Source organism: Pararhizobium mangrovi, assembly GCF_006516965.1.
Taxonomy (GTDB): domain Bacteria; phylum Pseudomonadota; class Alphaproteobacteria; order Rhizobiales; family Rhizobiaceae; genus Pararhizobium_B; species Pararhizobium_B mangrovi.
The window spans coordinates 1-25,519 of record NZ_VHLH01000028.1 but is presented as its reverse complement, the minus strand read 5'-3'; the positions used below and the strand labels follow the sequence as shown (position 1 = coordinate 25,519).

The window sequence follows — 25,519 nt, the reverse complement described above, 5'->3', positions numbered from 1 at the left end:
GCTATGCGGGTCCTTCGCGCGCGGCGAAGGCGGCAAGCGCCGTGTCGATCATCGCGTCCGCGGCATCCGCGCGATCGAAGACCATATCGACCTCGACGACGCGAGCGGCACGCAGGAGTTCGCCGGCAGCTCCCTTGGCTCCCGCGAGGCGCACGGCGTCCTTTGCCGTGGTGACGGGCATGGCGCCAAGGCGCTCGGCCTCGGCGAGAAGGTCGGCGGCCTTTCTCTCGTCGATCGCCTGATGATCGCGCAGTCCGTGGCGCGCGCAGAGATCCGCGCCGAGCGAAACCACCGTGCGGAAGAACTTTTCCGGATCGCCGATCGCGGCGAAGGCGAGTACGCGGCACCCGGCGAGCGATCCGTCGTCGCGTGGAACGAGATGCGCACGGTGAACGGCGCGGCCGCTCGCTTTCGCGCGCGCGGCGATGCCGTCCGCGGCATTCCCTTCGCCGACGAGGATCAGGGCGTCGGCGTGAACGAGCTGGCGTTCGAGTGGCGCGCGAAGGGGGCCGGCGGGCAGCACCCTGCCGTTGCCGAGACCCCGCGTCGCATCGACGACGAGAATGCCGGCATCGAAGCCGAGCCGCGCGCTCTGGAAACCGTCGTCCATGACGATGAAGTCGACACCCTCGCCGAGAAGCTTTCGTGCGCCTTCGACACGGTCCGTCGCGACGACGGTCGGTGCGTCGCGAGCGAGAAGCAGCGGTTCGTCTCCGACGTCCGCTGCGGTATGCACCGCCGGATCGACGACGAGCGTTCCGTCGCTCGCGCGTGCATAGCCGCGAGACAGGAAGCCCGGTGCAAGGCCGCGTTCACGGGCACGGCCGGCGAGAGCGAGCGCAGTCGGCGTCTTGCCGGCACCACCGACCGTGAAATTGCCGACGCATAGCACCGGCGCACCGGCTGGAACGCGGGGAGCATGATCCATGCGCCGCGCGGCGATCGCGCCCACGAGCCCGCCGAAGGGGGCGAGCGCTCCCGCCTGCCAGCTTCCTTCGCGCCACCAGAACGGTGGCGGGGTACGCGCCACGGCGCCTAACCCCGCGCTTCGACGGCATCGTCGTCGGCTTGCGCCGGGGCGAGCCGCGCCTTGACCGCCAGCGGCGCGAGATGCGGTTCGAGCACGGAGAGCGTGCGCTGCAACGCGCCGCGCATGGTATCGACGGACACCCGGCCGGCACGGGCCATCGCCGTGCGTTCGGCAGGGTTTGCGAGAAGATAGGCGACGCCTTCGGCGAGCATCGCTTCGTCGCGCACGATCTTCGCCCCGCCCGCCTCGACGAGCGCGCGGTAGGTTTCGCGGAAGTTCTGCACATTGCGTCCCGTCAGCACCGCACAGCCGAGCACTGCCGGCTCGATCGGGTTCTGGCCGCCCTTTTCCGCGATCGACCGGCCGACGAAGGCGATCCCGGTCAGTCGCAGGTAAAGGCCCATCTCGCCGATGGTGTCGCCGAGCAGGATGTCGGTCTCGGGCTTCGGCCTTTCCCCGCGCGAATGGCGGACGACCGAAAGCCCGCGCGCCCCGAGCATGCGTGCGATCGCATCGCCGCGCTCGGGATGGCGCGGCACGACGATCGTCAGCATATCCGCGCGCTTTTCCTTCACCGATGCGTGGACGCCGGCGGCGATTTCCTCCTCGCCCTCGAAGGTGGAGATTGCCGCCCATGTCGCACGCTCGCCGATCGCCTTGCGCAGCGCGTCGAGCTTTTCCGTGTCGCAGGGCGGCGCGGCGCCGTCGATCTTGATGTTGCCGGTGACGCTCACGCTCGGTGCGCCGAGCCTTTCGAAGCGCTCCGCATCGAGCTCGGACTGGGCGGCGACGTGGGCGAAGGTGCCGAAAAGCGCTTCGGCGAGCGCGTGCCGCCTGTGCCAGCTTGCGAAGGAACGGTCGGAAAGGCGGCCGTTGACGAGGATATGCGGCGTCTTGCGCGCGCCGAGTTCGCGGATCGTCGTCGGCCAGATTTCCGACTCGACGAAGACGGCGAGGTCGGGCTGCCAGTGACCGAGAAACCGGGTGACGGCCGGCGCGAGATCGAGCGGCACGTATTGGTGGATTGCTCGGCCCGAAAGGCGTTCCGCCGCGATTTGGGCCGAGGTCACGGTGCCCGTCGTCAGGAGTACCGCGATCCCGCGACGGTGGACCGCCTCGACGAGCGGTGCGACCGCGTTCGTCTCTCCCACGCTTGCCGCATGAAACCACACGAGCGGACCGTCGGGGCGGGCAACGCCGGCCCTGCCGAAGCGTTCGCCGCGCCGGCTGCGCTCCTCCTTGCCGAGCCGTGCGCGCCGGGCGAGATGGACGAGGGCAAGCGGTGTCGCCACCCGCCCGAGAAGGCGGTAGCCACCGAGCGCAAGGCGCGTCCAGCCGATCCTCACGGCGTTCTCCCGACCCGGCTGTAGGCTTCCTCTGTCACGCGGTTCAGGTCGTCCGTCACTTTCTTTCGAAATCCGGCAAGCGCGGCCTCGTCGGCGTCCGCCGGCACGTAGATCGGTTCGCCGAGCCGCAGGCACCGATGGCCGAACGGCAGGTTGATCGTCATGCGATCCCATGCCCGTGCGACCACATGATGGCGGCTCGTCGCCAGCGCGAGAGGAACGATCGGCCGGCCGGAAATCTTCGCCAGGCGCACGATGCCCTCCCCCGCCTGACGCGGACTTCCCTTCGAGATATCGGCGATCATCACCACGTGGCGTCCGCGTTTCAGCGCTTCACGCAGGGCGATCAACGCGCGGATGCCGCCCTTGCGTGCCGCCTGGGTGCGCTCGCGCCCGCCGGAACCGCGCACGACCTCGTTGCCGGACAGTTCCAGGACGCGCGCGTTGATTTCCGCGTCCGCGCTTTTCGAGACGAGGCCCGCCACCGGTTCGCCCAGTGGGCGCGTGAACTGCACCAGCATCTGCTGGCCGTGCCACAGCGCGATGATGACGGGCTTGTGCCCCTCGATATGGGCCAGCATGTCGACCGAGCCGGCAACCGGGCGATTGGTGCGATAGGTCGCCACCATCGCCGTATGGAGCAGTCGTGCGGCGACGGTCTGGAAGGCATCCGACCGCAGGAGCGCCTTGAAGAACCGGCGCAGCGGCCCGCGCCGGTGCTTCGGGGCCGCGGGCTCGGCGCTCCGGGCGGCCGGCCGGCGCTCGCTCACCGGTTCAGCCCATGCGCTTTTCGCCGGTCTCCGGGTCGAAAAGCCGGTGGAGATGGACGATGAAATAGCGCATCTGCGCATCGTCCACGGTTTTCTGCGCCTTGTCCTTCCAGGCGGCAAGGGCGGAGGCGTAGTCCGGGTACATACCAACGATATCGAGCTCGGCGAGATTGTCGAAATGCACCTCGTCCGGATCGTCGAGATGCCCGCCGAAAACGAGATGCAGCAATTGCTTCTTGGACTGTCCTTCGGCCATGCCGTCGACTCCATTGCGTAAGACGATTGAGAATTGGCCGCGGTTTGCTGCAATCGCCGGCAAAGGTCAATGGCGTGGCGCGCCGCCCATGCCTTCCACCAGACGCGGCAGGACGCGCGGCCCGCCTGCGAGCAGAATGCCGTGCGCGGATGGGTCGCCACCACAACGCACGGGCGTACCGTCGGCTTCCACGAGAGCCCCGCCCGCCCGTTCGAGGATGACGGCTGCCGCGGCGATGTCCCAGTCGTTCGCCTTCTCGCGCACCAGCGTGCCGTCGAGGCGGCCATCGGCGACCATGGCGATGCGATAGGCGAGCGAGGGAATGAAGCCGACGGTCGTCACCACGTCCTTCAAGGCGTCGGGAAGGCGGTCCACGAGGCGGCGAGGCGAGGCGATCGAAAGCACGTCGTCCTTACCCGCGCCGACCGAGATCGCGACGTCGTTCAGCGTCGCCGGCGTCCGCGTGTGGGCTGCGAAGACTTCGTCGCGCGCCGGCACGACGAGCACGCCGGCAACCGGGCGCCCCGCGTGGACGACGGCGAGGCTGACGCACCAAGCCGTCTCGCCGGAAAGAAAGCCGCGCGTGCCGTCGATCGGGTCGACGACGAAAAGCGTTTCGCGACCGCGCCGTTCTGCCGGCCTTCCGCTTTCCTCGGAAAGCCATCCATAGTCCGGACGGGCGGCGGACAGGCGCTCGCGCACCAGACGATCGACGGCCATGTCCGCCTCGCTGACGGGCGAGCGGTCGCCGTTCTTGTACCAGACGTGCGGATCCTGGCGAAAATAGGCGAGCGCGATCTCGCCGGCCTCTTCGGCCGTCGCGCGCAGCAGGGCGAGGTCGGCGTCGAGATCGAAATCGGGAGACAGGTGCTCAGCGTCCGGCAAGCGTCATGCCCTCGATGGCGAGCGTCGGCGAGGCCACCGAGAATTTCCGGTCGATGTCGTCAGCGGGCGTCACCCGGCAGAACATCTCCTTCAGGTTGGAGGCGATCGTCACCTCCGAGACCGGATAGGAGAGTTCGCCGTTCTCGATCCAGAACCCGGATGCGCCGCGGCTGTATTCGCCGCTGACCATGTCGACGCCCTGACCGATGACTTCGGTCACGTAGAAGCCGGTTCCGATTTCGCGGATCAGCGTTTCCGGCGTCTTATCGCCCGGTTCGAGCGAAAGGTTGGTCGAGCCCGGCGAGACGCTGGACCCGCCGCGCCTCGCGCGCCCGTTCGTCTCGTGGCCGAGCTCGCGGGCGACGCCTGTCGACAGGAACCAGTGCTTGAGGACGCCGTCCTCGACCATGGCAAGGCGTTCCCCGGCGACACCCTCGCCGTCGAAGGGTCGCGAGGCGGAGCCACGCCTGACCAGCGGATCGTCCACCACGTTCAGGCCCGGCGAGAGGACCCGTTCGCCCATCCGGTCGCGCAGGAAACTCGTCTTGCGCACGACGGCCTGGCCGTTGATGGCGCCTGCGAGATGGCCGACGAAACCGCGCGCTACGCGCGGATCGAGCACGACGGTCAGGTTCGATCCGGTCTCCGCCTGACGCGGGTTCAGCCGGCGCACCGTGCGTTCGCCGGCCGACCGGCCGATCGCTTCGGGCGAATCGAGATCGTCGAAATAGACGCGACTGTCGAAATCGTAGTCGCGCTCCATCTTCGTGCCCTCGCCGGCGATGACGCTCGCCGAGCGGGAGAAACGCGTTGCCATGTAGGTGCCGGAAAAGCCGTGCGAGGTGACGAGCACCATGCCGCCCATTCCGGCCGAGGCCGAGGCGCCGGTGGAGTTCGTCACGCCCTTCACGTCGAGAGCCGCCTGCTCCGCGGCAAGCGCGGCCTCCGTAAGGCGATCGGCGTCGATCTCGCTCGGGTCGAAGAGATCGAGGTCCGGCAGCGACGTCGCGAGCTTCTCGCGATCGGCAAGGGTGGCGAAGGGGTCTTCCGGCGAAACCTTCGCCATGGCGACCGCGCGCTCGGCAAGCGAGGCGGCGTCGAAGCCGATATTGGCCGATACGCTCGCCACCCGGCTGCCGACGAAGACGCGCAGCGAGAAATCGTCGCCTTCGGAAGATTCGGTCTCCTCCACCTTGCCGAGCCGCACGGAGACGCCGCGCGAGCGCCCGCGCATGACGACCGCGTCAGCCTGGTCGGCGCCGGCCTTCAATGCGAGATCGACGACTTCCTCGGCACGCTTCGAGAGCATGTCGGTATTGATGGCTTCGGTCATGACGGTAGCCTTTCGTTGCGCTCACATCTATTGTTCAGGCGCGTTGCCATCAAGGCGAAAGGCCCGGTAATCGGCGAACGCGACCAAGCGTCCCGCCGTTCGGAGACGGGGAAGCAATGACATCGGGCTCGCCGAACCTTTATGCCGAAGCGCTTCTGCTGCTGACCGGCGCCGTCATCGCCGCGCCGCTCTTCAAGCGGCTGGGGCTTGCGACCGTGCTCGGCTATCTGGCCGCCGGCATCGTCATCGGCCCGGTGCTGCGCATTATCGGCCACGGGCGCGAGATCCTCGAATTCGCCGAGCTCGGCGTCGTCTTCCTGCTCTTCGTCATTGGCCTGGAGCTCAAGCCCTCCCGGCTGTGGCAGATGCGACGGGCGATCTTCGGTCTCGGCACCGCGCAGGTGCTACTCGGCGGCGTGGCACTTGCCGGCTGCGCCGTGCTTGCCGGTTCCGGCACGCGCGCGGCCATCGTCGTCGGCTTCGGCCTCGCGCTGTCGTCGACGGCCTTCGCGCTGCAGCTTCTGCAGGATGCCAACGAAGCCAACGCCCCGCACGGGCGGATCGCCTTTTCGATCCTTCTGCTGCAGGACCTTGCCATCGTGCCGCTGCTGGCGGTGATCCCGCTTCTCGCGCCGTTCGAACCGGCATCGACGAGCCCGATGACGGCCTTCGCCATCGCCGTCGCGGCGGTCGTGGCGCTGGTGCTCGCAGGGCGCTACCTGCTCAATCCCCTGTTTTCGATCATCGCGCGAACCGGTGCGCGCGAAGCGATGATCGCCGCCGCCCTGCTCGTGGTGCTCGGGGCTGCGAGCCTGATGCAGCTCGCAGGGCTATCGATGGCGATGGGCGCCTTCCTTGCCGGGGTCATGCTCGCCGAATCGGCCTATCGCCACGAACTTGAAGCCGACATCGAGCCGTTCCGCGGCATCCTTCTCGGCCTCTTCTTCATGGGCGTCGGCCTCTCGCTCGACCTGACCGTGATCGCCCGCAACTGGATGCTGCTGGTGGCCGCCGTACCCGTAGTTATGGCCGTGAAGGCGCTGACGATCTATGGCGTGTGCCGCCTCTTCGGCGCCGGCCACAACGATGCGGTGCGCATCGCCGGCCTTCTGCCGCAGGGCGGCGAATTCGGTTTCGTCCTCTTCACCTCGGCGGCGAGCGCCGGCATCTTTCCCATGGCGACGGCCTCGCTGCTGATCGCGATCGTGACCCTCACCATGGCGCTGACGCCGCTGACGGCCGCGCTCGCCGAGCGCCTGCTCAAGGAAGAGGAAGGCGAACGCCTCGACGAGGATTTCGACGGTGCGGGTTCCGACGTCTTGATGATCGGCTTCTCGCGCTTCGGACAGATCGCCTGTCAGATCCTGCTTGCCGGCGGGTCCAGCGTGACGGTGATCGACCATTCGGCCGATCGCGTGCGCCAGGCGATGCGCTTCGGCTTTCGCATCTATTTCGGCGACGGCACGCGCAAGGACGTGCTCGAGGCGGCCGGTATCGGCCGGGCCCGCGTCGTCGCGATCTGCACCCAGAAGAAGGAAATCACCGATCGCATCGTCGACCTCGTGCAGACGGAGTATCCCTCCGCCCGCATCTTCGCGCGCTCCTACGACCGGGTCCATACGCTGGCGCTTCGCGAACGCCGCGTTGCCTACGAACTGCGCGAGACGTTCGAATCAGGCCTTCTGTTCGGCCGCCGCACGCTCGAAGAACTGGGCCTCGACGGCGCCACGGCCGAAGCGATCGGCGATGATATCCGCCGACGCGACGAGGAACGGCTGATCCTCCAGGCGAGCGAAGGGATCAACGCCGGACGCGGCATGATCTTCAATCGCCCTGCCACGCCGGCAAAACCGCTCACGCCGCAACCGCTGACGAAGCCGCGCAAGGCGGAGGAGGACGGCGAAACACGCCGAACGCCGGCCGAGATCGAATGAACAGCGAATGCGTTCGGGCCCAGAGCCTTTCAGGTTTATACGGAAGGCTTTAACCCGTGAAGCGATAGAAGTGCATGCGCGTTTCGCCGAACGCGCGCGCTTCGAGCAGCGTCAGCGCCTCGGGCACGTGCGGCTCGATATCGGCGCGTTCTTCGAGAACCGCGAGCGCGCCCGGGACGAGCCATCCGCCCTTCGCCGCTGCGTCGAGCGCTGCCTCGCCGGCACCCGTCGCATAGGGCGGATCGGCAAAGACGAAATCGAACGGGGCGATCGTGCCGACCGGGCCGAGCGTGGTCGCATCGCGACGAAAGATGCGCGCGCGGCCGGTCAGGCCGAACGCCTCGATCGACGAGCGGAGAAGCCCCCGCCCCTCGACGCTCGTCTCGACGAACAGCACGTTCGCAACGCCGCGCGAAAGCGCCTCGAAGCCGACCGCGCCGGTTCCCGCGAAGAGTTCCAGCATGCGGGTTCCGTCGATCGATTCCGCATAGGCATGGGAAAGGATGTTAAAGAGGCTCTCGCGGGTGCGGTCGGTCGTCGGGCGGATGTCGCGGCTGCGCGGCGCGGCGATCGCGCGGCCGCGAAACTCACCGCCGACGATCCGCATCGCGTCCGCCCCGGCCCTTCGGCTTGTCCCGCTTCGCCGCAGCATTCTCCGGCTTGCGTTCCCCTCTGCTCGCAGCAGCCTTCAGACGGCCGGACTTGCCGTTCGGACCGGTCGCCGGCCCCTTGCGATCGGCACCTTTTGCCCCGTCGCGGCGATGCGAAGGGGCCTTTCCGGTCGCTTCGTCCCTGCCTGCGCGACGTTCGCCGCGTGCACCTTCCGGCGCTTCCTTCCCCTTGCCGGGCGCCGCATGCGTCGGGCGACGATCGTCGTCGGGGCGGCTCCGATGCGAAGGCTTCGCGGTCGATGCCGTTGGTTTACGGTCCCGGTTTCCCGTGGCCTTGAAAGGACGCTCCGGCTTCGCCGCGCCGTGTGCTGCCTTCCCCGTCCGTCCCGCCGCTGGAGAACGCTTGCCCGTGCCGATGGCACCCTCTTCCTGCGCCGCAGCAGCCGCCTTCTTCGGGGCGACGGGCCTCGCGCCGGGGGCCATCCAGACATTGGACGCGCGGTTGCGATTGCCGAGCTTGCGCTTCGGCGGCCCCTTTTCCTCGCGCGCGGGACGCGTATCGAGGCGGTCGCGCGCCTTTTCGCGGCGATCGTCGCGGTCTTCGCGCGCGGATCGCCGTGCGGGCGGTGCCGAACGTTCCGCCTTGCCGGCATCGTCGGATGCGCGGCGCGACGGCTTCTGCGGCTCGACGAGCCGGCCGTCGGCTTCGCGTTCGTGCACCGGCGCGTCGAAATCGGCCCCGGCCTCGCGGATCAGCCGCGGGCCGAGCTGGTCGCGCAGCATCCGCCCGCGGATCTCGCGCGCCTCGCCCTGGGCGAGGTCGGCGAGCTGGAAGGGGCCGTAGGAGATGCGGATCAAGCGGTTGACGGCAAGGCCGAGCGCGCCGAGCACGTTCTTGATTTCGCGGTTCTTGCCTTCGCGCAGGCCCATGGAAAGCCAGACATTCGAGCCCTGCCTGCGCTCCAGCACCGCCTCGATCGCGCCGTAGATGACGCCGTTGACGACGATGCCTTCCTTCAAAGCGTCGAGCGCCGGCTGGTCGATATCGCCATGCGCGCGCACGCGGTAGCGCCGGAGCCAGCCCGTGCTCGGCAGTTCGAGCACGCGGGCGAGCCCGCCGTCGTTCGTCAGAAGCAGCAGCCCTTCCGTGGCGATGTCGAGGCGCCCGACGCTGAGGACGCGCGGCAGGTCGGCCGGCAACCGGTCGAAGACCGTCGGCCGGCCTTCGGGATCGCTGTTCGTGCTCACGAGGCCTGCCGGCTTGTGGTAGAGCCAGAGCCGGGTGCGCTCGGCCGCCGCGATCGCTTCCCCGTCCAGCGTCACGGTGTCAGAACGCGTGACGGTCACCGCGGGGCTGTCGAGCGTCGCGCCGTTGACGGCGACACGACCCTCGCCGATCATGCGCTCGGCATCGCGGCGCGAGGCCACACCGGCGCGTGCCATCATCTTGGCGATCCGAACGGGTGTCCCGTCGGCCTCCACCGTCTCCGGCACGCTCTCGCGGGGTTTCCGCGCAGACGCGCCGTCCTTGCGCGGCGGGCGCGCATGGGCCTTGCCGCCGCGCTGCGCACGCTCTTCGCCGGCGGGCTTCACGGCACGCGGCTTGCCGCCCGCCGGACGGGAAGCGAATGGTTTTCCGCGTGGCTTGCCGCCGGCGCCCGGGCGCCCCGGAGCGCCGCCGCGCCCCCGGCTTGCCGGTTTGCCGCGGCCGGAATCGTCGTTCTTCGTCATGTTCGATTTGCCTGCCTTTGGCCGGACGTCCTATCAGGTCGCGAGTGACGGGTTAAGAGAGAAAGAACGGGAAACGGGAATGCCACGCGAACGCAGCTTCATGGATCTCGCGCTCGAAGAGGCGCGTGGCGCGGCCGATCGCGGCGAGGTTCCCGTCGGCGCCGTCGTCGTTCGCGCGGGCACCGTGCTCGCGCGCGCCGGCAACCGGACGCGCCTCGATCACGACGCGACGGGCCATGCCGAGATCGTCGCGATCCGCGAAGCCTGCATGTCGATCGGCAGCGAACGCCTGATCGATGCGGACCTCTACGTTACGCTGGAACCCTGCGCCATGTGCGCGGCCGCCATCTCCTTCGCTCGCCTGCGACGTCTTTATTTCGCGGCGGAGGACGAAAAGGGCGGCGCGGTCGTCAACGGCGTACGGTTTTATTCCGCCCCGACCTGTCATCACGCGCCGGAAATCTATGGCGGGATCGGCGAACGGGAATCCTCGGACCTGCTCAGGCACTTCTTCGCGCTTCGGCGCTGATGGATGCACTAACGCGACAGCGACTGGCGTTCCATTTCCTCGAGCCAACGGCGTTCGGCATCGAAGGATCGCGCCGCACGCACGTTCATCACCACCATCGCATAGAGCACGCCGAGCGCGACCGCGGCGCCGACGAGGGTGAAAAGCGGGTTCGTGCCGGGTGCCAGCATCTGGCCGCCGAAGACGAGCACGAGGCCGGGCAGGAAGGGCGTCGCGAACCACAGGAAGGACGACTTCAGCGCCAGCGACTGGCGGTGGAGCTGATCGAGATGGAAGGACAGGAGCCCCGCCTCCTTCATCGTGCTCGATACCGGCTCGGCAAGGCGGCGGATCTGCCAGGCGACGAAGGCGGCCGCGAGTGCCAGGAGCCCGTCGCCGATCCGCGTGACGACCGCCGCCGCATCCATGGCGGAAAGACCGGGAAGCACGCCGGCCGCGCGCAGCAGGAAGACGAGGACGAGTGCGGCGCAGGCGCCGAGCGCGACGGCATTTCGCTGCCGTATGCGCCGGTCGAACGCGCGAATGTGTTCCTTGAGCTTTTCCTCGTCGAGGGCCGGCATCAGGCTTCCGCGCGGTTACCGTTCATGCGCCACCGCGAAAGGCGGCTACCGGGCGGCGCCGGCATGCGGCAAAGGCCGCGTGGCTGCGGGATCACTAGAACGGCCACCAGCTGGAGCCGCCCTTCTTCGCCCGCTCGGCGGCAGCCTTGCGCTCGCGATCCTTCTTCAGTTCGGATTCGCCGAGCTGGTTCGTGGGCGCGCTCGCGGCCGGCCGGCGGAGATCGTCCGGCGGATCGGTGAGCGTACGCCGTTGGGTATAGGCACCCTGCTCGAGGGCGACCGCCTGACGGAACTGGCGCGTCTGCGCCGTGCGGTCGACGTTCGAGGGTGCCTGGCCGTAGGTGCGCTGCGTCTGGCCGAGCTTCAGGTGCTTGGTGTCGCTTTCGGCAGCCACCTCCGCCTGCATCTGCGCGCGGACATCCTCCGGCGAGCGCGGCCAGTTCGGATCGTCCTTCGAAGCAATATCCTCCTGCGGGCGCGGCAGCGTCGTCGCCTGCCCCTTCGGCGGCTGTACGAGACCGGCGCGCGGCTCGTAGTCTTCCTTGGCGATCTTCTGCGAAGGAAGCGTCGCGACGTTGCCGAGATCGTCGATCAGGTGGGCGCTCTGGGTCCTGCCTGTTCCATAGGTCGGATCGCCAAGACATCCGGCGAGCGCTCCGGCGATCACGATCAGGGCGGCCGCGTTCGCTGCTTTCGTGCGTGCTGGTTTCACCGTCACCTTCCCCCGGTCCCGATTCCGACCTCACGAAAGACGGCTCGTGCGCGACGATTCGGGCGTTTTCTTGGCGTCTTCTCTTACAGAATGGTGGCCGGCATCGCAAACGATACCGGCCTTTTGCGTCAAAGCCGGCCGAGCGCTTCCAGTTCGTGCAGCGCCCTGGCGTCACGCGCCGAGACGTCCGGAAAGCGCGGATCGCTGCCGACATCGTCGGTAATGCGCCAGGATCGCGCGCATTTGCGCCCCGTTGCGAGTTGAGGAACGACGGAGACGGCACCGACGTCCTCGAGCCGGAACGCGTCCGCAGGCCCTTCGCCCTCGACGATCTCGATGCCCGAGGTGATGCAGATTTCCGCGAAGTCGCGACCTTCGAGCGCAGCCCGCAGTTCCGGATCGGCGATGTGGACGATCGGCGAGGCCTCGAGCGAAGCGCCGATGCGCTTTTCACGCCGCTCGACTTCCAGGGCACCGGTGACGACGCGCCGCACGGTGCGGATCTTGCGCCATTTCGCCGCCAGCGCGTCGTCGCGCCATTCGCCCGGCACGTCGCGGAACTGTTCCAGATGCACGGAAACGGCGTCCGGATCGCGCGAAAGCCATGCCTCTTCCATGGAAAAGGGCAGCATCGGCGCAAGCCACGTCACAAGGCAGTCGAAGATGGTCCGCACGACCTGCAGGGAGGCCTTACGGCGCTCGCTCGACGGCGGATCGCAATAAAGCGTGTCCTTGCGCACGTCGAAATAGAACGCCGACAGCTCGATATTAGCGAAATCGGTCAGCGTGCGGGCGATGCGCTTGAAGTCGAAATCGTCGTAGCCCTTGCGCACCAGTTCGTCGAGTTCGACGAGCCGATGCAGCATGAAGCGTTCGAGTTCCGGCATTTCGGCGGACGGCACCGTCTCGCCCTCGTCATGGGCGAGCGTGCCGAGCATCCAGCGCACCGTGTTCCTGAGCTTGCGGTAGGAATCGATGTTGGTCTTGATGATCGCCTTGCCGAGGCGCTGGTCCTCGCCGAACTCGCTCGTCATCACCCACAGCCGCAGGATGTCGGCACCGGACTCTGCCATGACCTCTTGCGGCGTAACGGTATTGCCCTTCGACTTCGACATCTTCTCGCCCTTCTCGTCCATGGTGAACCCATGGGTGACGACCGTGTCGTAGGGCGCGCGGCCGCGCGTGCCGCAGCCTTCGAGAAGCGAGGAATGGAACCAGCCGCGGTGCTGGTCGGAGCCCTCGAGATAGACGTCCGCAGGCCATTTGAGATCCGGGCGGTCCTCGAGCGTGAAGGTGTGCGTAGAGCCCGAATCGAACCAGACGTCGAGAATGTCGGTGACCTTGCGCCATTTCGCGGGGTCATGGTCGGACCCGAGGAAGCGCTCCTTCGCGCCCTCGTCGAACCACGCGTCGGCGCCTTCCGCCTCGAAGGCTTCGAGGATCCGGGCGTTTACCGCCTCGTCCTTCAGGACGTTCCCGTCCTCGTCGGCGAAGATCGCGATCGGCACGCCCCACGCACGCTGGCGCGAGAGCACCCAGTCCGGCCGGTCGGCGATCATGCCGCGAATGCGGTTCTGGCCGGCCGCCGGAACGAAGCGCGTGGCGTCGATGGCATTGAGCGCGCGGTTGCGCAGGGTGTCTTCGCCGGCGATCGCGCCGGAGGAGAGGTTTGCCCCCTCACCCGTCTCGCTACGCGAGCCACCCTCTCCCCGTTGGGGCGAGGAGGCCGCGGGGCCAGCACCCTGCCCGTCCTTCTCCCCACCGGGGAGAAGGTGGTCCGAAGGGTCAGATGAGGGGTTTTCGCCAAGCCCATACCCCTTCAGATCCTTGTCCATGAACACGAACCACTGCGGCGTATTGCGGAAGATGACCGGCTTCTTGGAGCGCCAGGAATGCGGATAGGTGTGCTTCAGACGCCCGCGCGCGAAGAGCATGTTCGCTTCGATGAGTGCGGCGATCACGCGCTTGTTGGCGTCGCCCTTCTTGCCCTTGTCGTCCAGCACCCGAGCCGGCCCTTCGGCCGCATCGGGACCGAAGCCCGGCGCGTCCTTGGTATAGTAGCCGGCGTCGTCGACGGGGAACGGGATCGCGGAAGGGATACCGCGCGCTTCGAGTTCGTGTGCGTTGTCGATCCAGACGTCGAAATCCTCGCGCCCGTGGCTCGGCGCCGTGTGGACGAAGCCCGTGCCGGCATCGTCGGTGACGTGGTCGCCAGGCAGAAGCGGCACGGGGTAGCCGTAAGGCACCGCCCCCTCACCCGTCTCGCTACGCGAGCCACCCTCTCCTCCACTGGGCGAGAGGCTCGTATGCCCGTCCTTCTCCCCGCCGGGGAGAAGGTGGCCCGAAGGGTCGGATGAGGGGCGCCATCCCTTCAGCGGATGGGCGCAGACCATCGTCGCGAGTTCGTCCGCGCTCACGTCGCGCAGCCGTTCGAAGGTAAGCTTCGCCTTGGCTAACGATTCCTCCGCAAGCGCATCGGCGAAGATCAGTGTCTCACCGGCCTGCGGGCCGAAATCGTTCTCCGCGCCCGTCACCTCGTAGAGGCCGTAGGCGATGCGCGGCGAAAACGAGATCGCGCGGTTGCCGGGGATCGTCCAGGGCGTCGTCGTCCAGATGACGACGGCGGCATCTACCAGCTCGTCAGGTGCCGTAACCGGAAACTTCACCCAGATCGTGTCGCTCTCGTAGTCGTGGTACTCGACCTCCGCCTCGGCGAGCGCCGTGCGTTCTACGACCGACCACATGACGGGCTTCGAGCCGCGATAGAGCTGGTCGGACATGGCGAACTTCATCAGTTCGCCGGCGATGCGTGCCTCGGCGTGGAAGTTCATCGTCGTATAGGGATGGTCGAAGTCGCCCTCGATGCCGAGGCGTAGGAATTCCGCCGTCTGCACGCCGATCCAGTGGGTCGCGAAGTCGCGGCATTCCTGGCGGAACTCGTTGATCGGCACGGCGTCCTTGTCGAGGCCCTTGGCGCGGTACTGCTCCTCGATCTTCCACTCGATCGGCAGGCCGTGGCAGTCCCAGCCGGGCACGTAGTTCGAGTCGCGCCCACGCATCTGGAAGGAGCGCGTGATGACGTCCTTCAGGATCTTGTTCAGCGCATGGCCGATATGGATGTTGCCGTTGGCGTAGGGCGGACCGTCGTGCAGCACGTATTTCGGTCGGCCGGCTGCGTCCGCGCGCAGCTTCCCGTAAAGCCCCATCTCCTGCCATCGAGCGACGAGTTCCGGCTCCTTCTTCGGCAGGCCGGCGCGCATGGGGAAGTCGGTCTTCGGCAGGAAGAGCGTCTTGGAATAGTCGATGGTTTCGGCCGTGTCGGTCGGTTCGGTCATGGGATCAAGCGGACTTTTCGGTGATGGCCGGGTGCGGGGTCGAGCCGTCCGGGCCGTGATGAAACGACGATCGCGAAGGCGCGCACGGGCGCGTGCGACAAGGCTCCCGACCCTTCCTGCCCACCGTCAGACGGTGCGAAGGGCCGGGCCGGTAATTCGCGGATCGATCGTCGGCCGGTAATTCGTCATCTCGGTCGCGTTCCTTAAAGCCTTTTGGCGCGCCTGAAAAGGCAGTGGCGAGGCGAGGTCGCTTCCGCCTCAAAAGGCGATCCTGGCGTCGAGGGCGGAAAGCGGGCCCACGCCGGAAAGTGCTGCGCGCGCTTCGGCCTCGTCGTTTCGCATCGCCGCCTTCAGCGTTTCGAGGCCGTCGAACTTCTCTTCCCCGCGCAACCTCGCGAAGAAGGAAACCGCGCAGGTCTCGCCATAGAGATCGCCCTTGAAGTCGAATACGTAGGTCTCGAGAAGGGGTGCGCCGTCCTCGTCCACCGTCGGGCGGTAGCCGAAGCTCGCGACGCCGTCGTGCAGCGTGCCGTCGGCGCGTCGCAGGCGCACGGCGTAGATGCCGGGCGAAAGCCCGAAAGCCTCGGGCATGACCATGTTGGCGGTCGGATAGCCGAGCGTGCGACCAAGCTGCTTGCCCTTCTCCACCTCGGCCGCGACCGTGAAACGGTAGCCGAGGAGCCCTGCCGCTTCGGCGACGTCGCCTTCCGCGAGCATGGCGCGGATTCGGCTCGACGAGACGATCTCGGCGTTCTCGTCGCGATAGGCGTCGACCAGCGTCACGCCGAACCCCATGCGTTCGCCCGCCTCCATCAGGAACGCCGGCCCGCCGGCGCGGCCCTTGCCGAAATGGAAGTCGAAGCCGGTGACGACCTGGGCGGCGCCCAGCGTTTCGACGAGCACGCCTTCCACGAAGGCTTCCGGCGATAACGCCGCGAAGTCTCCGGTGAAGGGCTGCTCGACGACGGCGGAAAACCCCTCGGCTTCGAGCAGGCGCGCGCGCATCAGCGGCGGCGTCAGGCGGAAGACGGGAGAGCCCGGCCGGAAGAAGCTGCGCGGGTGCGGCTCGAAGGTGAGAACGCAGGCCGGCCGGTCGTGCTCGCGCGCCATCGCAAGCGTCGCCTCGAGCACGCTTCGATGGCCGCGATGAACGCCGTCGAAATTGCCGATCGCGACGACCGCGCCGGCGAGGCTTCGCGGCACGGGCGCGGGCAGCACGATCCGCTCGAATGGCATGACGTCTCCCAGCAGCGTTTACCTTTCAGGCGACCAACGGGCGCGATCAGACGAGGCGCGGCATCCAGTAACGGGGTGCGGCCCCCTCGGCATCGAGGTAGGCCGACAGGCGATCGGCATCAATGTCGTTGCCGCCATATTCGCGGGCATGGATGCCGGCGGCGACGAAGAGCACGTCGAGGCCGAAATCCTGCGCCCCCTTCACGTCCGTCGCCAGCCCGTCGCCGATGGCGAGCACGCCGGCGGGATCGACGGCGTCGCGCACGTCGCGCGCTGTCGCCATCGCCTCCTCGTAGATCGGCCGATACGGCTTGCCGGCGATCAGCGTGCGACCGCCGAGTTCGCCGTAGAGCTTGGTGAGCGCGCCGGCGCACGTCACCAGTCTCTCGCCGCGCTCGACGACCAGATCCGGATTGGCGCAGATGAAGGGAAGGTCGCGCTCGCGGAAGCGGGTCAGCATGGCGCGATAGTCCTCGGCGCCCTCGTTCTCGTCGTCGAACGGTCCGGTGCACAGCACGCCTTCCGCCTCGTCCTCTCCCACGAGGGAAACGTCGAGCCCTTCGAAGAGGTGATGGTCGCGTTCGGCGCCGATGAAGAAGAGCTTGTGCGGCCCCTCGGCGATCAGATGGCGCGTCACGTCGCCGGAGGTCACGAGCCGGTCGAAGGCTTCGTCGGGAACGCCGATCTGGCGAAGCTGTGCGTGCACCGGCTCCACCCGCCTCGGCGAATTGGTGATGAGCACGACGGTCGTTCCCGCGCGCCTTGTTTCGGCAAGCGCTTCGCAGGCGGGTCCGTAGGCGCGGACGCCGTTGTGGACCACGCCCCACACGTCGCTCAGGATCACGTCGTAGTTCGCGCTCGCCTCGCTCAGGCGGTGCAGGCGCTTCGGCATCGGCATGGTTCGTCCTTCGCTGGATCTCGGCGCCCGGTCTGGCGTTTCGGCGCGACGCATCGCCTATCGTCGCACGGTTGGCAAGGGCCGGGTCGCACGGTCGGCAAGGGCTGCGAAACCACGGCCCGAACCACCACCGTCCGGCCGGCGTTCCCCCGGCTGCGCAGTGCAAATCACGCGTCCCTCACCTTGACTCGCTCCGGAACAGTCCTTATCTCGCCGCCGTTAGCACTCGACGACAATGAGTGCCAGCTTCTTCAGCGTCAGCCGGACAAGGCGGCGCCCGTGTCATTCGATCAAGGGTAAAGACAATGGCAAGCACGAATTTTCGCCCGCTTCACGACCGCGTCGTGGTTCGCCGGGTCGAATCCGAGGAAAAGACCAAGGGCGGGATCATCATTCCCGACACCGCCAAGGAAAAGCCCCAGGAAGGCGAGATCGTCGCCGTCGGTTCGGGCGCACGTGACGAGACCGGCAAGGTCGTTCCGCTGGACGTCAAGGAAGGCGACCGCGTGATCTTCGGCAAGTGGTCCGGCACCGAGGTCAAGCTCGGCGATGAGGATCTCCTCATCATGAAGGAATCCGACATCATGGGCGTCGTCGGCTGATCCAGCCGACCAGACAGTCCGTAAAAACCCACGAGAGATAAGGGCCTGACGAAGGCCCGGGAGTCAATCGAGAATGGCTGCTAAGGAACTCAAGTTCGGCCGCTCCGCGCGCGAGAAGATGCTTCACGGCGTCGACGTCCTCGCCGACGCGGTCAAGGTCACGCTCGGCCCCAAGGGCCGCAACGTCGTCATCGACAAGTCCTTCGGCGCGCCGCGCATCACCAAGGACGGTGTTTCGGTCGCCAAGGAGATCGAGCTCGAGGACAAGTTCGAGAACATGGGCGCCCAGATGGTGCGCGAAGTGGCCTCGAAGACCAACGACACCGCCGGTGACGGCACGACGACCGCCACGGTTCTCGCCGCATCGATCATCCGCGAGGGCAACAAGGCCGTTGCCGCCGGCATGAACCCGATGGACCTGAAGCGCGGCATCGACAGCGCCGTCAAGGACGTCGTCGCCGAGCTCGCCAAGCGCGCGAAGAAGATCTCGACCTCCGACGAAGTCGCCCAGGTCGGCACCATCTCCGCCAACGGCGAAGAGCAGGTCGGCAAGGACATTGCCGAGGCGATGCAGAAGGTCGGCAACGAGGGTGTCATCACCGTCGAGGAAGCCAAGACCGCCGAGACCGAGCTCGAAGTGGTCGAGGGCATGCAGTTCGATCGCGGGTACCTTTCGCCCTACTTCGTGACCAACTCCGAGAAGATGGTCGCCGAGCTCGACGATTGCTACATCCTTCTCCACGAGAAGAAGCTCTCCAACCTCCAGGCGATGCTGCCGATCCTCGAATCGGTCGTCCAGTCGAACAAGCCGCTTCTCATCATCGGTGAGGACGTCGAGGGCGAGGCGCTCGCAACGCTCGTCGTCAACAAGCTGCGCGGCGGTCTCAAGATCGCGGCCGTCAAGGCACCGGGCTTCGGCGATCGCCGCAAGGCCATGCTCGAGGACATCGCGATCCTCACCGGCGGTCAGGTCATCTCAGAGGACGTCGGCATCAAGCTCGAGAACGTCACGGTGGACATGCTCGGCCAGGCGAAGAAGGTCTCCATCACCAAGGAGAACACGACGATCGTCGACGGCGCCGGCAAGAAGGAAGAGATCGACGGCCGCGTGAACCAGATCAAGGCCCAGATCGAAGAAACCACTTCCGACTACGACAAGGAAAAGCTGCAGGAACGCCTGGCGAAGCTCGCCGGCGGTGTTGCCGTGATCCGCGTCGGCGGCTCGACCGAGATCGAGGTGAAGGAAAAGAAGGACCGCATCGACGACGCCCTCAACGCGACCCGCGCGGCCGTGCAGGAAGGCATCGTTCCCGGCGGTGGCGTGGCTCTGCTTCGCGCTTCCAACGGTCTCACGACCAAGGGCAAGAACGCCGACCAGGACGCGGGCATCAACATCGTGCGCCGCGCACTGCAGGGTCCCTGCCGCCAGATCATCGAGAACTCCGGTGAGGAAGCCTCGATCGTGGTCGGCAAGATCCTCGAGAAGAACGACGACAACTTCGGCTACAACGCCTACACGGGTGAGTACGGCGACATGATCCAGATGGGCATCGTCGATCCCGTCAAGGTCGTGCGCACCGCGCTCGAGGATGCGGCGTCCGTCGCAGGCCTGCTCGTCACCACCGAAGCCATGATCGCCGACCTTCCGCAGAAGGACGACGGCGCCGGTGCTGCTGCTGGCGGCGGCATGGGCGGCATGGGTGGAATGGGCGGCATGGGCGGCATGATGTAGGAAAGCCTACCGGCTTTCCGAAATCGGCCTGGCCCGTCCAGACTGCTTTCGAATGACGAAGGGCGCCAGCGGTCTCCGCCGGCGCCCTTTTCGTTTCGGACTTCCGCTTTCGGCGACGAAGAGCGCTTATCCCTTCGCCGGGATATCGAGACCCTTCTTCGAGGCCGGTCGCGAGGCGCAGCGCTCCAGCCAGTCCATCGTCTTCGTGAACTCGGACAATCCCAGCGTCTCGGCACCGCCATAGGCCGTGTCGAGCGCGCGCACCCACGGGAAGATCGCGATGTCGGCGATCGTGTAGTCATCGCCCATAACGAACTCGCGCCCGTCGAGACGCTGTTCCATGACGCCGAGAAGCCGGCGCGTCTCGCCCTTGTAGCGCTCGGTCGGATAGGGATCCTTGCACTTGTCGGCGGCCATCTTGAAGAAATGGCCGAATTGCCCGAACATCGGTCCGATGCCGCCCATCTGGAACATCAACCACTGGATGGTCTCCATGCGGCGCGCAGGATCAGAAGGCAGCAATTTGCCGGTCTTTTCGGCCAGATAGAGCAGGATCGCCCCGGTCTCGAAGAGGCCGAAGGGTTTGCCGCCCGGCCCGTCCGGATCGATGATGGCGGGGATCTTGTTGTTCGGATTGAGCGACAGGAATTCCGGCGTCATCTGGTCGTCGTCGGCGATCGACACGCGATGCGGCTCGTAGGCGAGCCCGATCTCCTCCAGCATGACAGAAACCTTCTGACCGTTCGGCGTCGGCAGGGAATAGAGCTGCAGGACGTCGGGATTTGACGCCGGCCAGCGTTTCGTGATTGGAAAATCGCCGAGATCGGCCATGGGAAATCTCCTTTCGAGAAATGGTGGACGTCCGCGGGTCCGCGCGACGTTTCGTGCGATGACATAAGGCACGATCCAGCGGCCGAAAGGTTCCCACGGCGATCGAAGGAACGGGCTGGCGCACCGCCTTTGACCCGGCACATTGAAAGGACGACGATGAGCGAGACCCGCACCGAAACCGATACCTTCGGACCGATCGAGGTTCCGGCCGACCGCTACTGGGGCGCGCAGAGCCAGCGCTCGCGCGGCAACTTCAAGATCGGCGAGGAACGGATGCCGGCCCCGCTCGTCCACGCGCTCGGCATCGTCAAGAAGGCCGCCGCGAGCGTCAACCGCGACCTCGGCAGGCTGGATGCAAAGCTCGCGGATGCGATCGTGCAGGCCGCCGACGAAGTGGTTTCCGGCAAGCTCGACGATCATTTCCCGCTCGTCGTTTGGCAGACGGGCTCCGGCACGCAGTCGAACATGAACGCCAACGAGGTGATCTCCAATCGCGCGATCGAGATCCTCGGCGGCGAGATGGGCTCGAAGAAGCCGGTCCACCCGAACGACCACGTCAATATGAGCCAGTCGTCGAACGACACGTTCCCGACGGCCATGCACATCGCTGCCGCCGTTCAGGTGGCGGAGGCGCTGATGCCGGCGATCGACCATCTGCATAAGGCGCTCGACGCCAAGGCGACCGCCTGGAAGGACCTCGTCAAGATCGGCCGCACGCATACGCAGGACGCGACGCCGCTCACCCTCGGTCAGGAATTTTCCGGCTACGCCGCGGCGCTTGCCCTCGGGCGCAGCCGCATCGAGCACGCGGTCGAGGACGTCTACGCGCTGGCACAGGGCGGGACGGCGGTCGGCACCGGCCTCAACGCCCCGATCGGCTTCGATACGGCGTTCGCCGGCGAAGTCGCGAAGGTCACCGGGCTCCCCTTCCGCACGGCGGAGAACAAGTTCGAGGCGCTCGCCTCGCACGGCGCGCTCGCCAACCTCCACGGCGCGCTGTCGGCACTCGCCTCCGACCTCTTCAAGATCGGCAACGATATCCGCTTCCTCGGCTCCGGTCCGCGTTCCGGCCTCGGCGAGCTTTCGCTGCCGGAAAACGAGCCGGGCTCCTCGATCATGCCCGGCAAGGTGAACCCGACGCAGGCCGAAGCCCTGACGATGGTCGCAACGCAGGTGATCGGCAACCAGACGACGGTCGCCATGGCTGCCTCGCAGGGCCAGTTCGAACTCAACGTCTTCAAGCCGGTGATCGCCTACAACGTCCTGCAGTCGATCCGGCTCCTTTCCGACGTCATGGTCTCCTTCTCCGACAACTGCGTCGAAGGCATCACGGCGAACGAGGACAACATCCGCCAGTTGACCGAGCGCTCGTTGATGCTCGTCACCGCACTGGCTCCGACGATCGGCTACGACGCGGCCGCCAAGATCGCCAAGACTGCCCATCAGAACGGCACCACGCTGCGCGAGGAAGCAGTAAAGAGCGGCAAGGTTTCCGAGGAGGACTACGACCGGATCGTGCGGCCGGAAGAGATGATCTCGCCGCGCTGACGCCGACAGCGTAGCGACAGCCCATTTTTGAACACCGCCGGCCGACTGTCGCCGAACGTTGAACGCTTCATCCACGCCCGTCCGGCTTTTCCGGGCGGGCGTTTCCATGCGAAGGGCTCGCCGACCATTCGAACGGAGTTCCCGACCATGAACAACGCCATCCTGCTTCTCGGGCGCATTCTGCTTGCCGTCCTCTTCATCCCCGCCGGCTTCTCCAAGCTCGTCGCCGTCTCCGGCGTGACGCAGTATTTCGCGGGCCTCGGCATTCCGGCCCCTGCCCTCACGATCTGGCTCGTCATCGCGCTCGAACTTCTCGGCGGGCTCGCCGTGCTCCTCGGCGTGCTGACGCGCCCGGCAGCCTTCGCGCTCGCCGTCTTTTCGGCAGCCGCCGGCTATCTCGGCCATTACGGCCACGGCGATACGGCGCAGCTCGTCCAGATGAACCAGCAGGCGTTCATGAAGGATCTGGCGATCGCCGGCGGCTTCCTCGTCCTCGGCGTCTTCGGCCCCGGCCGCTTCGCCGTCGGCCGCTTCTTCGGCGCGGGGCGCAACGGAAGCTATCCGCTGGCGTAAGGGACGCCGGCACGAAGCAAGCGGCCATCAGCCATTCGCCGCTTGCGCGACGACCCTCCCCCATCGAGGGGAGGGTGTATGCGTGGCGAGGCCATCTACCGATTCATGAGAGGATAACACCGGAGGAAGACCTCAGCGCGCAACCGCGCCGCGGACAGCCTCGGCGATCTCCTTGACGCGCGCATCCTCCGCGTGCCCATCGCAGCGTGCGCGCACCAGGCACGCCTCGGAGCGCAGTACCACGCCGTCGGACAGGACGCGCAGGTGATTGGCCTTCAGCGTCGAACCCGTCGAGGTGATGTCGACGATGATGTCCGCCTGGCCGGCCGCCGGCGCGCCCTCGGTGGCTCCAAGGCTTTCGACGATACGGTAGAGCTGGATGCCGTGCGTGGCGGACAGGAATTGCTGGGTCAGCCGCCAGTATTTCGTGGCGACGGCAAGCCGACGGCCGGTGCGGGCGCGGAAATCCGCCGCAACGTCGCCGAGGTCGGCCATCGTCGTCACGTCGAGCCAGATGTCCGGCACCGCGACCACCACGTCCGCGCGGCCGAAGCCGAGCCGCGCTTCGATCGCCACGCGGGTTTCGCTGTCGGCGAGCCCCTCGCGGATCAGGTCTTCGCCCGTGATGCCGAAATCGACACCGCCCCGGCCGAGTTCGCGGGCGATCTCGGAGGCCGAAAGGAAGGCGATCTCGATGTCTTCCCGCCCCTCGACGCGGCCGCGATAGGAACGCTCCGACCCGCTTTGCGCGATCGGAAAGCCCGCACGCTCGAAGATGGCGAGCGCCTCTTCCTTCATCCGGCCCTTCGACGGTAGCGCCACGGTCACGTTCATCGCTTCGCCCTCGCCCTCTCGATCCGGTCGAGCCACAGCGCGAAGCCGACCGCGGGGATCGGTTCGGCGGCCCCAAGCATCGTCATCAACCGGTCGTAGCGCCCGCCGCCGGCCAGCACCGCGCCGTCTTCGTCCGTCACCTCGAAGACGAGGCCGGTATAATAGTCGAGCGGCCGGCCGAAGGCTGCGCGGTAGTGCATAGCCGCAATCGGCGCATGCCCAAGTGCTGCAACGCGGGCCGAAAAGTCCTTGAGTGCTTCGCCGATCGCCAGACCCGTTCGCTCGGCGAAACGCGCCAGTTCCGAGGGCGCACCGGCAAGCGGCACGTCGAACGAAAGGAACTCCTGCAGCACGGCGAGCGCACTGGGTTCGAGCCGCGTGCGGGCAAGCTCCGTCTTTTCCATCAGCCGATGGGCGATCGCCTCCGGCGTGCGGCCGGCATGGGGCGAATAACCGGTCTCCTCCATCCGCGCCCCGACATGGCGGGCAAGCGCTGCCTCTTCGCCGCTCGCCACGAGTTCGGCCGCCCGCGCGTCGGCGAGATCGTCGGCCGGCTGTGGATCGGCGAGGCTTTCGAGCATGGCGGCAAGTGCGACGGGATTGCCGAAGGCGTGGACGAGGCGCTTCTGCCAGCCGCGCGGCAGGCCGAGCGCGGCGACGACCGCCTCGAAGACCGCCTGGTCGCCGATCGTCGTCGAAAGCCCATCGCCGAGCAGCGTTTCCAGCACGGCGACGGCATCGCCGATCACGCGCGCATCCGCCTTCGCTCTTTCCGGGTCGCCGAGATCCTCGATGCCCGCCTGGAAGAACTCGCGCGGGCCCTCGCGGCGCTGGCGAAAGACCGGACCGCCATAGGCGTAGCGCCGCGGCGTGCCGGCGGCGGCCTCGATATGGCGGCGGCAGACGGGAATGGTGAACTCCGGCCGCAGGCAAAGGCTCGCGCCGGTCTCGCTCTCGGTCATGAAGATGCGCCGGCGCAGGTCCTCGCCGGCAGTGTCGAGGAACGGCTCCGCCGGCTGGATCATCGGCACGGAAACGGCTTCGCCGCCCCGCGCGGCAAGGGCGGCCTGAAGTTCGTCTGCAAAGGGCGGCTGGTCTATCAGCGGCACGGTCTGGCGGCGCTCCGAAGGCAAAAGTTTGCGTAAACCGCCCGAGACGACGGCCGGGTGCCGCTATAGCCCGGGCGGCAATGCGAGACAATGAAGGAAGCGGCCGAGGCCCGGGCGGCACGTCAGCACCATCCTCTGCGAGATGGGAAAGGGTCGGCGCGCAAGCGTTGGGGCAAGATGCGTTGTCGCCGGCCGTGAACCAGCCGGCAACCCCGCCGGCTCACGGCGCAGCATTCCCCGTCCGCCGGCGGCGCGGCGGTGTCAGCTTCATGCCGGGGGCGGCGAGATTTTCCGCATTGCCGGTCCAGGCGTAGGCAAGCAGGCAGGGTTCGCGCTCGCCGGTGGTTATCCGGTGCTCGTCGCCGGGCTTGTTGAGGATCATCGAGCCCGGAGCATAAACGGCGGCGTCGTTTTCCGACCATGCGCCGGAGACGGAGATATAGCTCTCCTCGATACCGCGGTGGCTGTGCTGGGGATAGGTCGTGGCAGGTGCGAACAGCACGAAGCCGAGGATCAGCTTGCCGCTCTGCACGGGCCCGGAAGGACCGAGCACCTCGCAATAGGCGTATTTGCGCGCCAAGGCCTTCGGCATGCGGTCGTAGCCGTATTCCCAGGTGAGATCGTTGCGTACCTCGCGCAGCGCCTGCGACATGCCCTGCATCGCGCCGCGCTCACCGGTGTCGAGCGCGCGGGAAAGATAGGCCGTGACCGGCTTGCGCATCTCCTCGCGTGCGACGATCGGCGGGTTTTCGGCCACGATCGCCGAAAGCGTGTCGCGCACGCGCTTGCGATGGCTGCGGATCAGGCCGCTGCCGCCTGCAGACCCGTATCGGTACAGCGTTTCGAACTCCCCGAGCAGATAAAGCCAGGCGGGCACCTCCTTGAGATGCTGCAGCGGTAAAGCTTCAGCCTCGGCTTCCTGTGCATCGATCCTCTCGTCCATGCGCGCCTCCGAACGGGATTTCCGGCCTTGCGTCTCGCCGTGCCGCGTACCGCCCGGATAAGGGATGGACGAGCCGGATGGAAAACCGGCCCTAGGATCTGTACTCATAAACGGGATTCCGTTTGAGGCTGGATCGTGATTCAAAGATCCTCGAGGAGGAGCTTTGAATGGCCCGTTTCGA

General features: G+C 67.1%; 22 protein-coding genes and 2 pseudogenes. 6 read left to right on the top strand and 18 right to left on the bottom strand.

All coding sequences use genetic code 11. The annotated features are described in order from the left end of the window. Nucleotide 1: 1 nt before the first annotated feature. From lpxK to FJU11_RS14155, 6 genes are all read right to left on the bottom strand, one after another. Entirely contained in the window at nucleotides 2-1,030 is a 1,029-nt protein-coding gene (gene lpxK, locus FJU11_RS14180; protein ID WP_141167727.1) for a tetraacyldisaccharide 4'-kinase, read from the bottom strand. Nucleotides 1,031-1,035: 5 nt separating this feature from the next. After that, nucleotides 1,036-2,376 carry a lipid IV(A) 3-deoxy-D-manno-octulosonic acid transferase gene (waaA, locus tag FJU11_RS14175; RefSeq protein ID WP_268935219.1) on the bottom strand — a complete coding sequence of 447 codons (1,341 nt, stop codon included), beginning with the start codon at nucleotides 2,374-2,376 and terminating at the stop codon, nucleotides 1,036-1,038. Continuing rightward, nucleotides 2,373-3,146: a lysophospholipid acyltransferase family protein gene (locus FJU11_RS18635; protein WP_235891039.1), complete on the bottom strand. Its 774-nt coding sequence runs from the start codon at nucleotides 3,144-3,146 to the stop codon at nucleotides 2,373-2,375. Before FJU11_RS18635 ends, waaA begins: the two co-directional genes overlap by 4 nt. 4 nt (nucleotides 3,147-3,150) lie before the next feature. Continuing rightward, entirely contained in the window at nucleotides 3,151-3,402 is a 252-nt protein-coding gene (locus FJU11_RS14165; RefSeq protein ID WP_141167724.1) for a DUF4170 domain-containing protein, read from the bottom strand. 66 nt (nucleotides 3,403-3,468) lie between these two features. Then, nucleotides 3,469-4,287: a 3'(2'),5'-bisphosphate nucleotidase CysQ gene (locus FJU11_RS14160; protein ID WP_235891038.1), complete on the bottom strand. Its 819-nt coding sequence runs from the start codon at nucleotides 4,285-4,287 to the stop codon at nucleotides 3,469-3,471. After that, a complete protein-coding gene (locus FJU11_RS14155; protein WP_141167723.1) occupies nucleotides 4,274-5,620 on the bottom strand; it encodes a TldD/PmbA family protein in 1,347 nt (448 codons plus the stop codon). The genes FJU11_RS14160 and FJU11_RS14155 overlap by 14 nt, the downstream gene beginning before the upstream one ends. 116 nt (nucleotides 5,621-5,736) lie before the next feature. Here FJU11_RS14155 and FJU11_RS14150 point away from each other — a divergent pair, with 116 nt between their 5' ends. Beyond that, nucleotides 5,737-7,554 carry a monovalent cation:proton antiporter-2 (CPA2) family protein gene (locus tag FJU11_RS14150; protein ID WP_141167722.1) on the top strand — a complete coding sequence of 606 codons (1,818 nt, stop codon included), beginning with the start codon at nucleotides 5,737-5,739 and terminating at the stop codon, nucleotides 7,552-7,554. Between the two features lie 49 nt (nucleotides 7,555-7,603). On the opposite strand, the gene rsmD is transcribed toward FJU11_RS14150, so the two are convergent. Then, nucleotides 7,604-8,161, bottom strand: a complete 558-nt coding sequence (rsmD, locus tag FJU11_RS14145) for a 16S rRNA (guanine(966)-N(2))-methyltransferase RsmD (RefSeq protein ID WP_141167721.1) — start codon at nucleotides 8,159-8,161, stop codon at nucleotides 7,604-7,606. Beyond that, complete coding sequence (locus FJU11_RS14140) at nucleotides 8,142-9,896, bottom strand: pseudouridine synthase (protein ID WP_141167720.1); 1,755 nt, start codon at nucleotides 9,894-9,896, stop codon at nucleotides 8,142-8,144. The genes rsmD and FJU11_RS14140 overlap by 20 nt, the downstream gene beginning before the upstream one ends. A 79-nt stretch (nucleotides 9,897-9,975) precedes the next feature. Between FJU11_RS14140 and FJU11_RS14135 the strand changes: the two genes are divergently transcribed. Further along, nucleotides 9,976-10,425 (top strand): nucleoside deaminase, encoded by a 450-nt coding sequence (locus FJU11_RS14135; RefSeq protein ID WP_235891037.1) that lies wholly within the window; start codon nucleotides 9,976-9,978, stop codon nucleotides 10,423-10,425. 8 nt (nucleotides 10,426-10,433) lie between these two features. Here the strand turns inward: FJU11_RS14135 and FJU11_RS14130 are convergent, their stop codons facing one another. The 6 genes and pseudogenes from FJU11_RS14130 to FJU11_RS14110 all read right to left on the bottom strand — a co-directional run bounded on the left by FJU11_RS14130 (nucleotide 10,434) and on the right by FJU11_RS14110 (nucleotide 17,160). Beyond that, nucleotides 10,434-10,985, bottom strand: a complete 552-nt coding sequence (locus tag FJU11_RS14130; RefSeq protein WP_141167719.1) for a hypothetical protein — start codon at nucleotides 10,983-10,985, stop codon at nucleotides 10,434-10,436. Nucleotides 10,986-11,079: 94 nt separating this feature from the next. Beyond that, nucleotides 11,080-11,697, bottom strand: coding sequence for a hypothetical protein (locus tag FJU11_RS14125; protein ID WP_141167718.1), 618 nt, complete (start codon nucleotides 11,695-11,697; stop codon nucleotides 11,080-11,082). A 128-nt stretch (nucleotides 11,698-11,825) separates the two neighbouring features. After that, a pseudogene (locus tag FJU11_RS18795) lies at nucleotides 11,826-13,334 on the bottom strand (class I tRNA ligase family protein); the annotation flags it as partial. 183 nt (nucleotides 13,335-13,517) lie between these two features. Beyond that, nucleotides 13,518-15,032 (bottom strand): annotated as a pseudogene (locus tag FJU11_RS18790) (class I tRNA ligase family protein); the annotation flags it as partial. Nucleotides 15,033-15,290: 258 nt separating this feature from the next. Beyond that, nucleotides 15,291-16,268 (bottom strand): bifunctional riboflavin kinase/FAD synthetase, encoded by a 978-nt coding sequence (locus FJU11_RS14115; RefSeq protein WP_141167716.1) that lies wholly within the window; start codon nucleotides 16,266-16,268, stop codon nucleotides 15,291-15,293. A gap of 46 nt (nucleotides 16,269-16,314) precedes the next feature. After that, the gene (locus FJU11_RS14110; protein ID WP_141167757.1) at nucleotides 16,315-17,160 is read right to left on the bottom strand and encodes a TIGR01459 family HAD-type hydrolase; all 846 of its coding nucleotides are present in this window, start codon (nucleotides 17,158-17,160) and stop codon (nucleotides 16,315-16,317) included. A 311-nt stretch (nucleotides 17,161-17,471) separates the two neighbouring features. Between FJU11_RS14110 and groES the strand changes: the two genes are divergently transcribed. Then, nucleotides 17,472-17,768: a co-chaperone GroES gene (gene groES, locus FJU11_RS14105; protein WP_141167715.1), complete on the top strand. Its 297-nt coding sequence runs from the start codon at nucleotides 17,472-17,474 to the stop codon at nucleotides 17,766-17,768. A 73-nt stretch (nucleotides 17,769-17,841) separates the two neighbouring features. Beyond that, on the top strand, nucleotides 17,842-19,500 hold the full coding sequence (groL, locus tag FJU11_RS14100) for a chaperonin GroEL (RefSeq protein WP_141167714.1): 1,659 nt from the start codon (nucleotides 17,842-17,844) through the stop codon (nucleotides 19,498-19,500). 126 nt (nucleotides 19,501-19,626) lie between these two features. Here groL and FJU11_RS14095 read toward each other — a convergent pair whose 3' ends face one another. Beyond that, nucleotides 19,627-20,331, bottom strand: coding sequence for a glutathione binding-like protein (locus FJU11_RS14095; protein WP_141167713.1), 705 nt, complete (start codon nucleotides 20,329-20,331; stop codon nucleotides 19,627-19,629). Nucleotides 20,332-20,487: 156 nt separating this feature from the next. Here FJU11_RS14095 and fumC point away from each other — a divergent pair, with 156 nt between their 5' ends. Then, a complete protein-coding gene (gene fumC, locus FJU11_RS14090) occupies nucleotides 20,488-21,879 on the top strand; it encodes a class II fumarate hydratase (protein ID WP_141167712.1) in 1,392 nt (463 codons plus the stop codon). A gap of 147 nt (nucleotides 21,880-22,026) precedes the next feature. Further along, on the top strand, nucleotides 22,027-22,452 hold the full coding sequence (locus tag FJU11_RS14085) for a DoxX family protein (protein WP_141167711.1): 426 nt from the start codon (nucleotides 22,027-22,029) through the stop codon (nucleotides 22,450-22,452). A gap of 132 nt (nucleotides 22,453-22,584) precedes the next feature. Here FJU11_RS14085 and hisG read toward each other — a convergent pair whose 3' ends face one another. The 3 genes from hisG to FJU11_RS14070 form a co-directional block, all read right to left on the bottom strand. Further along, nucleotides 22,585-23,286 (bottom strand): ATP phosphoribosyltransferase, encoded by a 702-nt coding sequence (gene hisG, locus FJU11_RS14080; RefSeq protein WP_141167710.1) that lies wholly within the window; start codon nucleotides 23,284-23,286, stop codon nucleotides 22,585-22,587. Then, complete coding sequence (locus FJU11_RS14075; protein WP_141167709.1) at nucleotides 23,283-24,395, bottom strand: ATP phosphoribosyltransferase regulatory subunit; 1,113 nt, start codon at nucleotides 24,393-24,395, stop codon at nucleotides 23,283-23,285. The genes hisG and FJU11_RS14075 overlap by 4 nt, the downstream gene beginning before the upstream one ends. A 220-nt stretch (nucleotides 24,396-24,615) precedes the next feature. Then, the gene (locus FJU11_RS14070; RefSeq protein ID WP_141167708.1) at nucleotides 24,616-25,338 is read right to left on the bottom strand and encodes a dimethylsulfonioproprionate lyase family protein; all 723 of its coding nucleotides are present in this window, start codon (nucleotides 25,336-25,338) and stop codon (nucleotides 24,616-24,618) included. Between the last annotated feature and the right edge of the window lie 181 nt (nucleotides 25,339-25,519).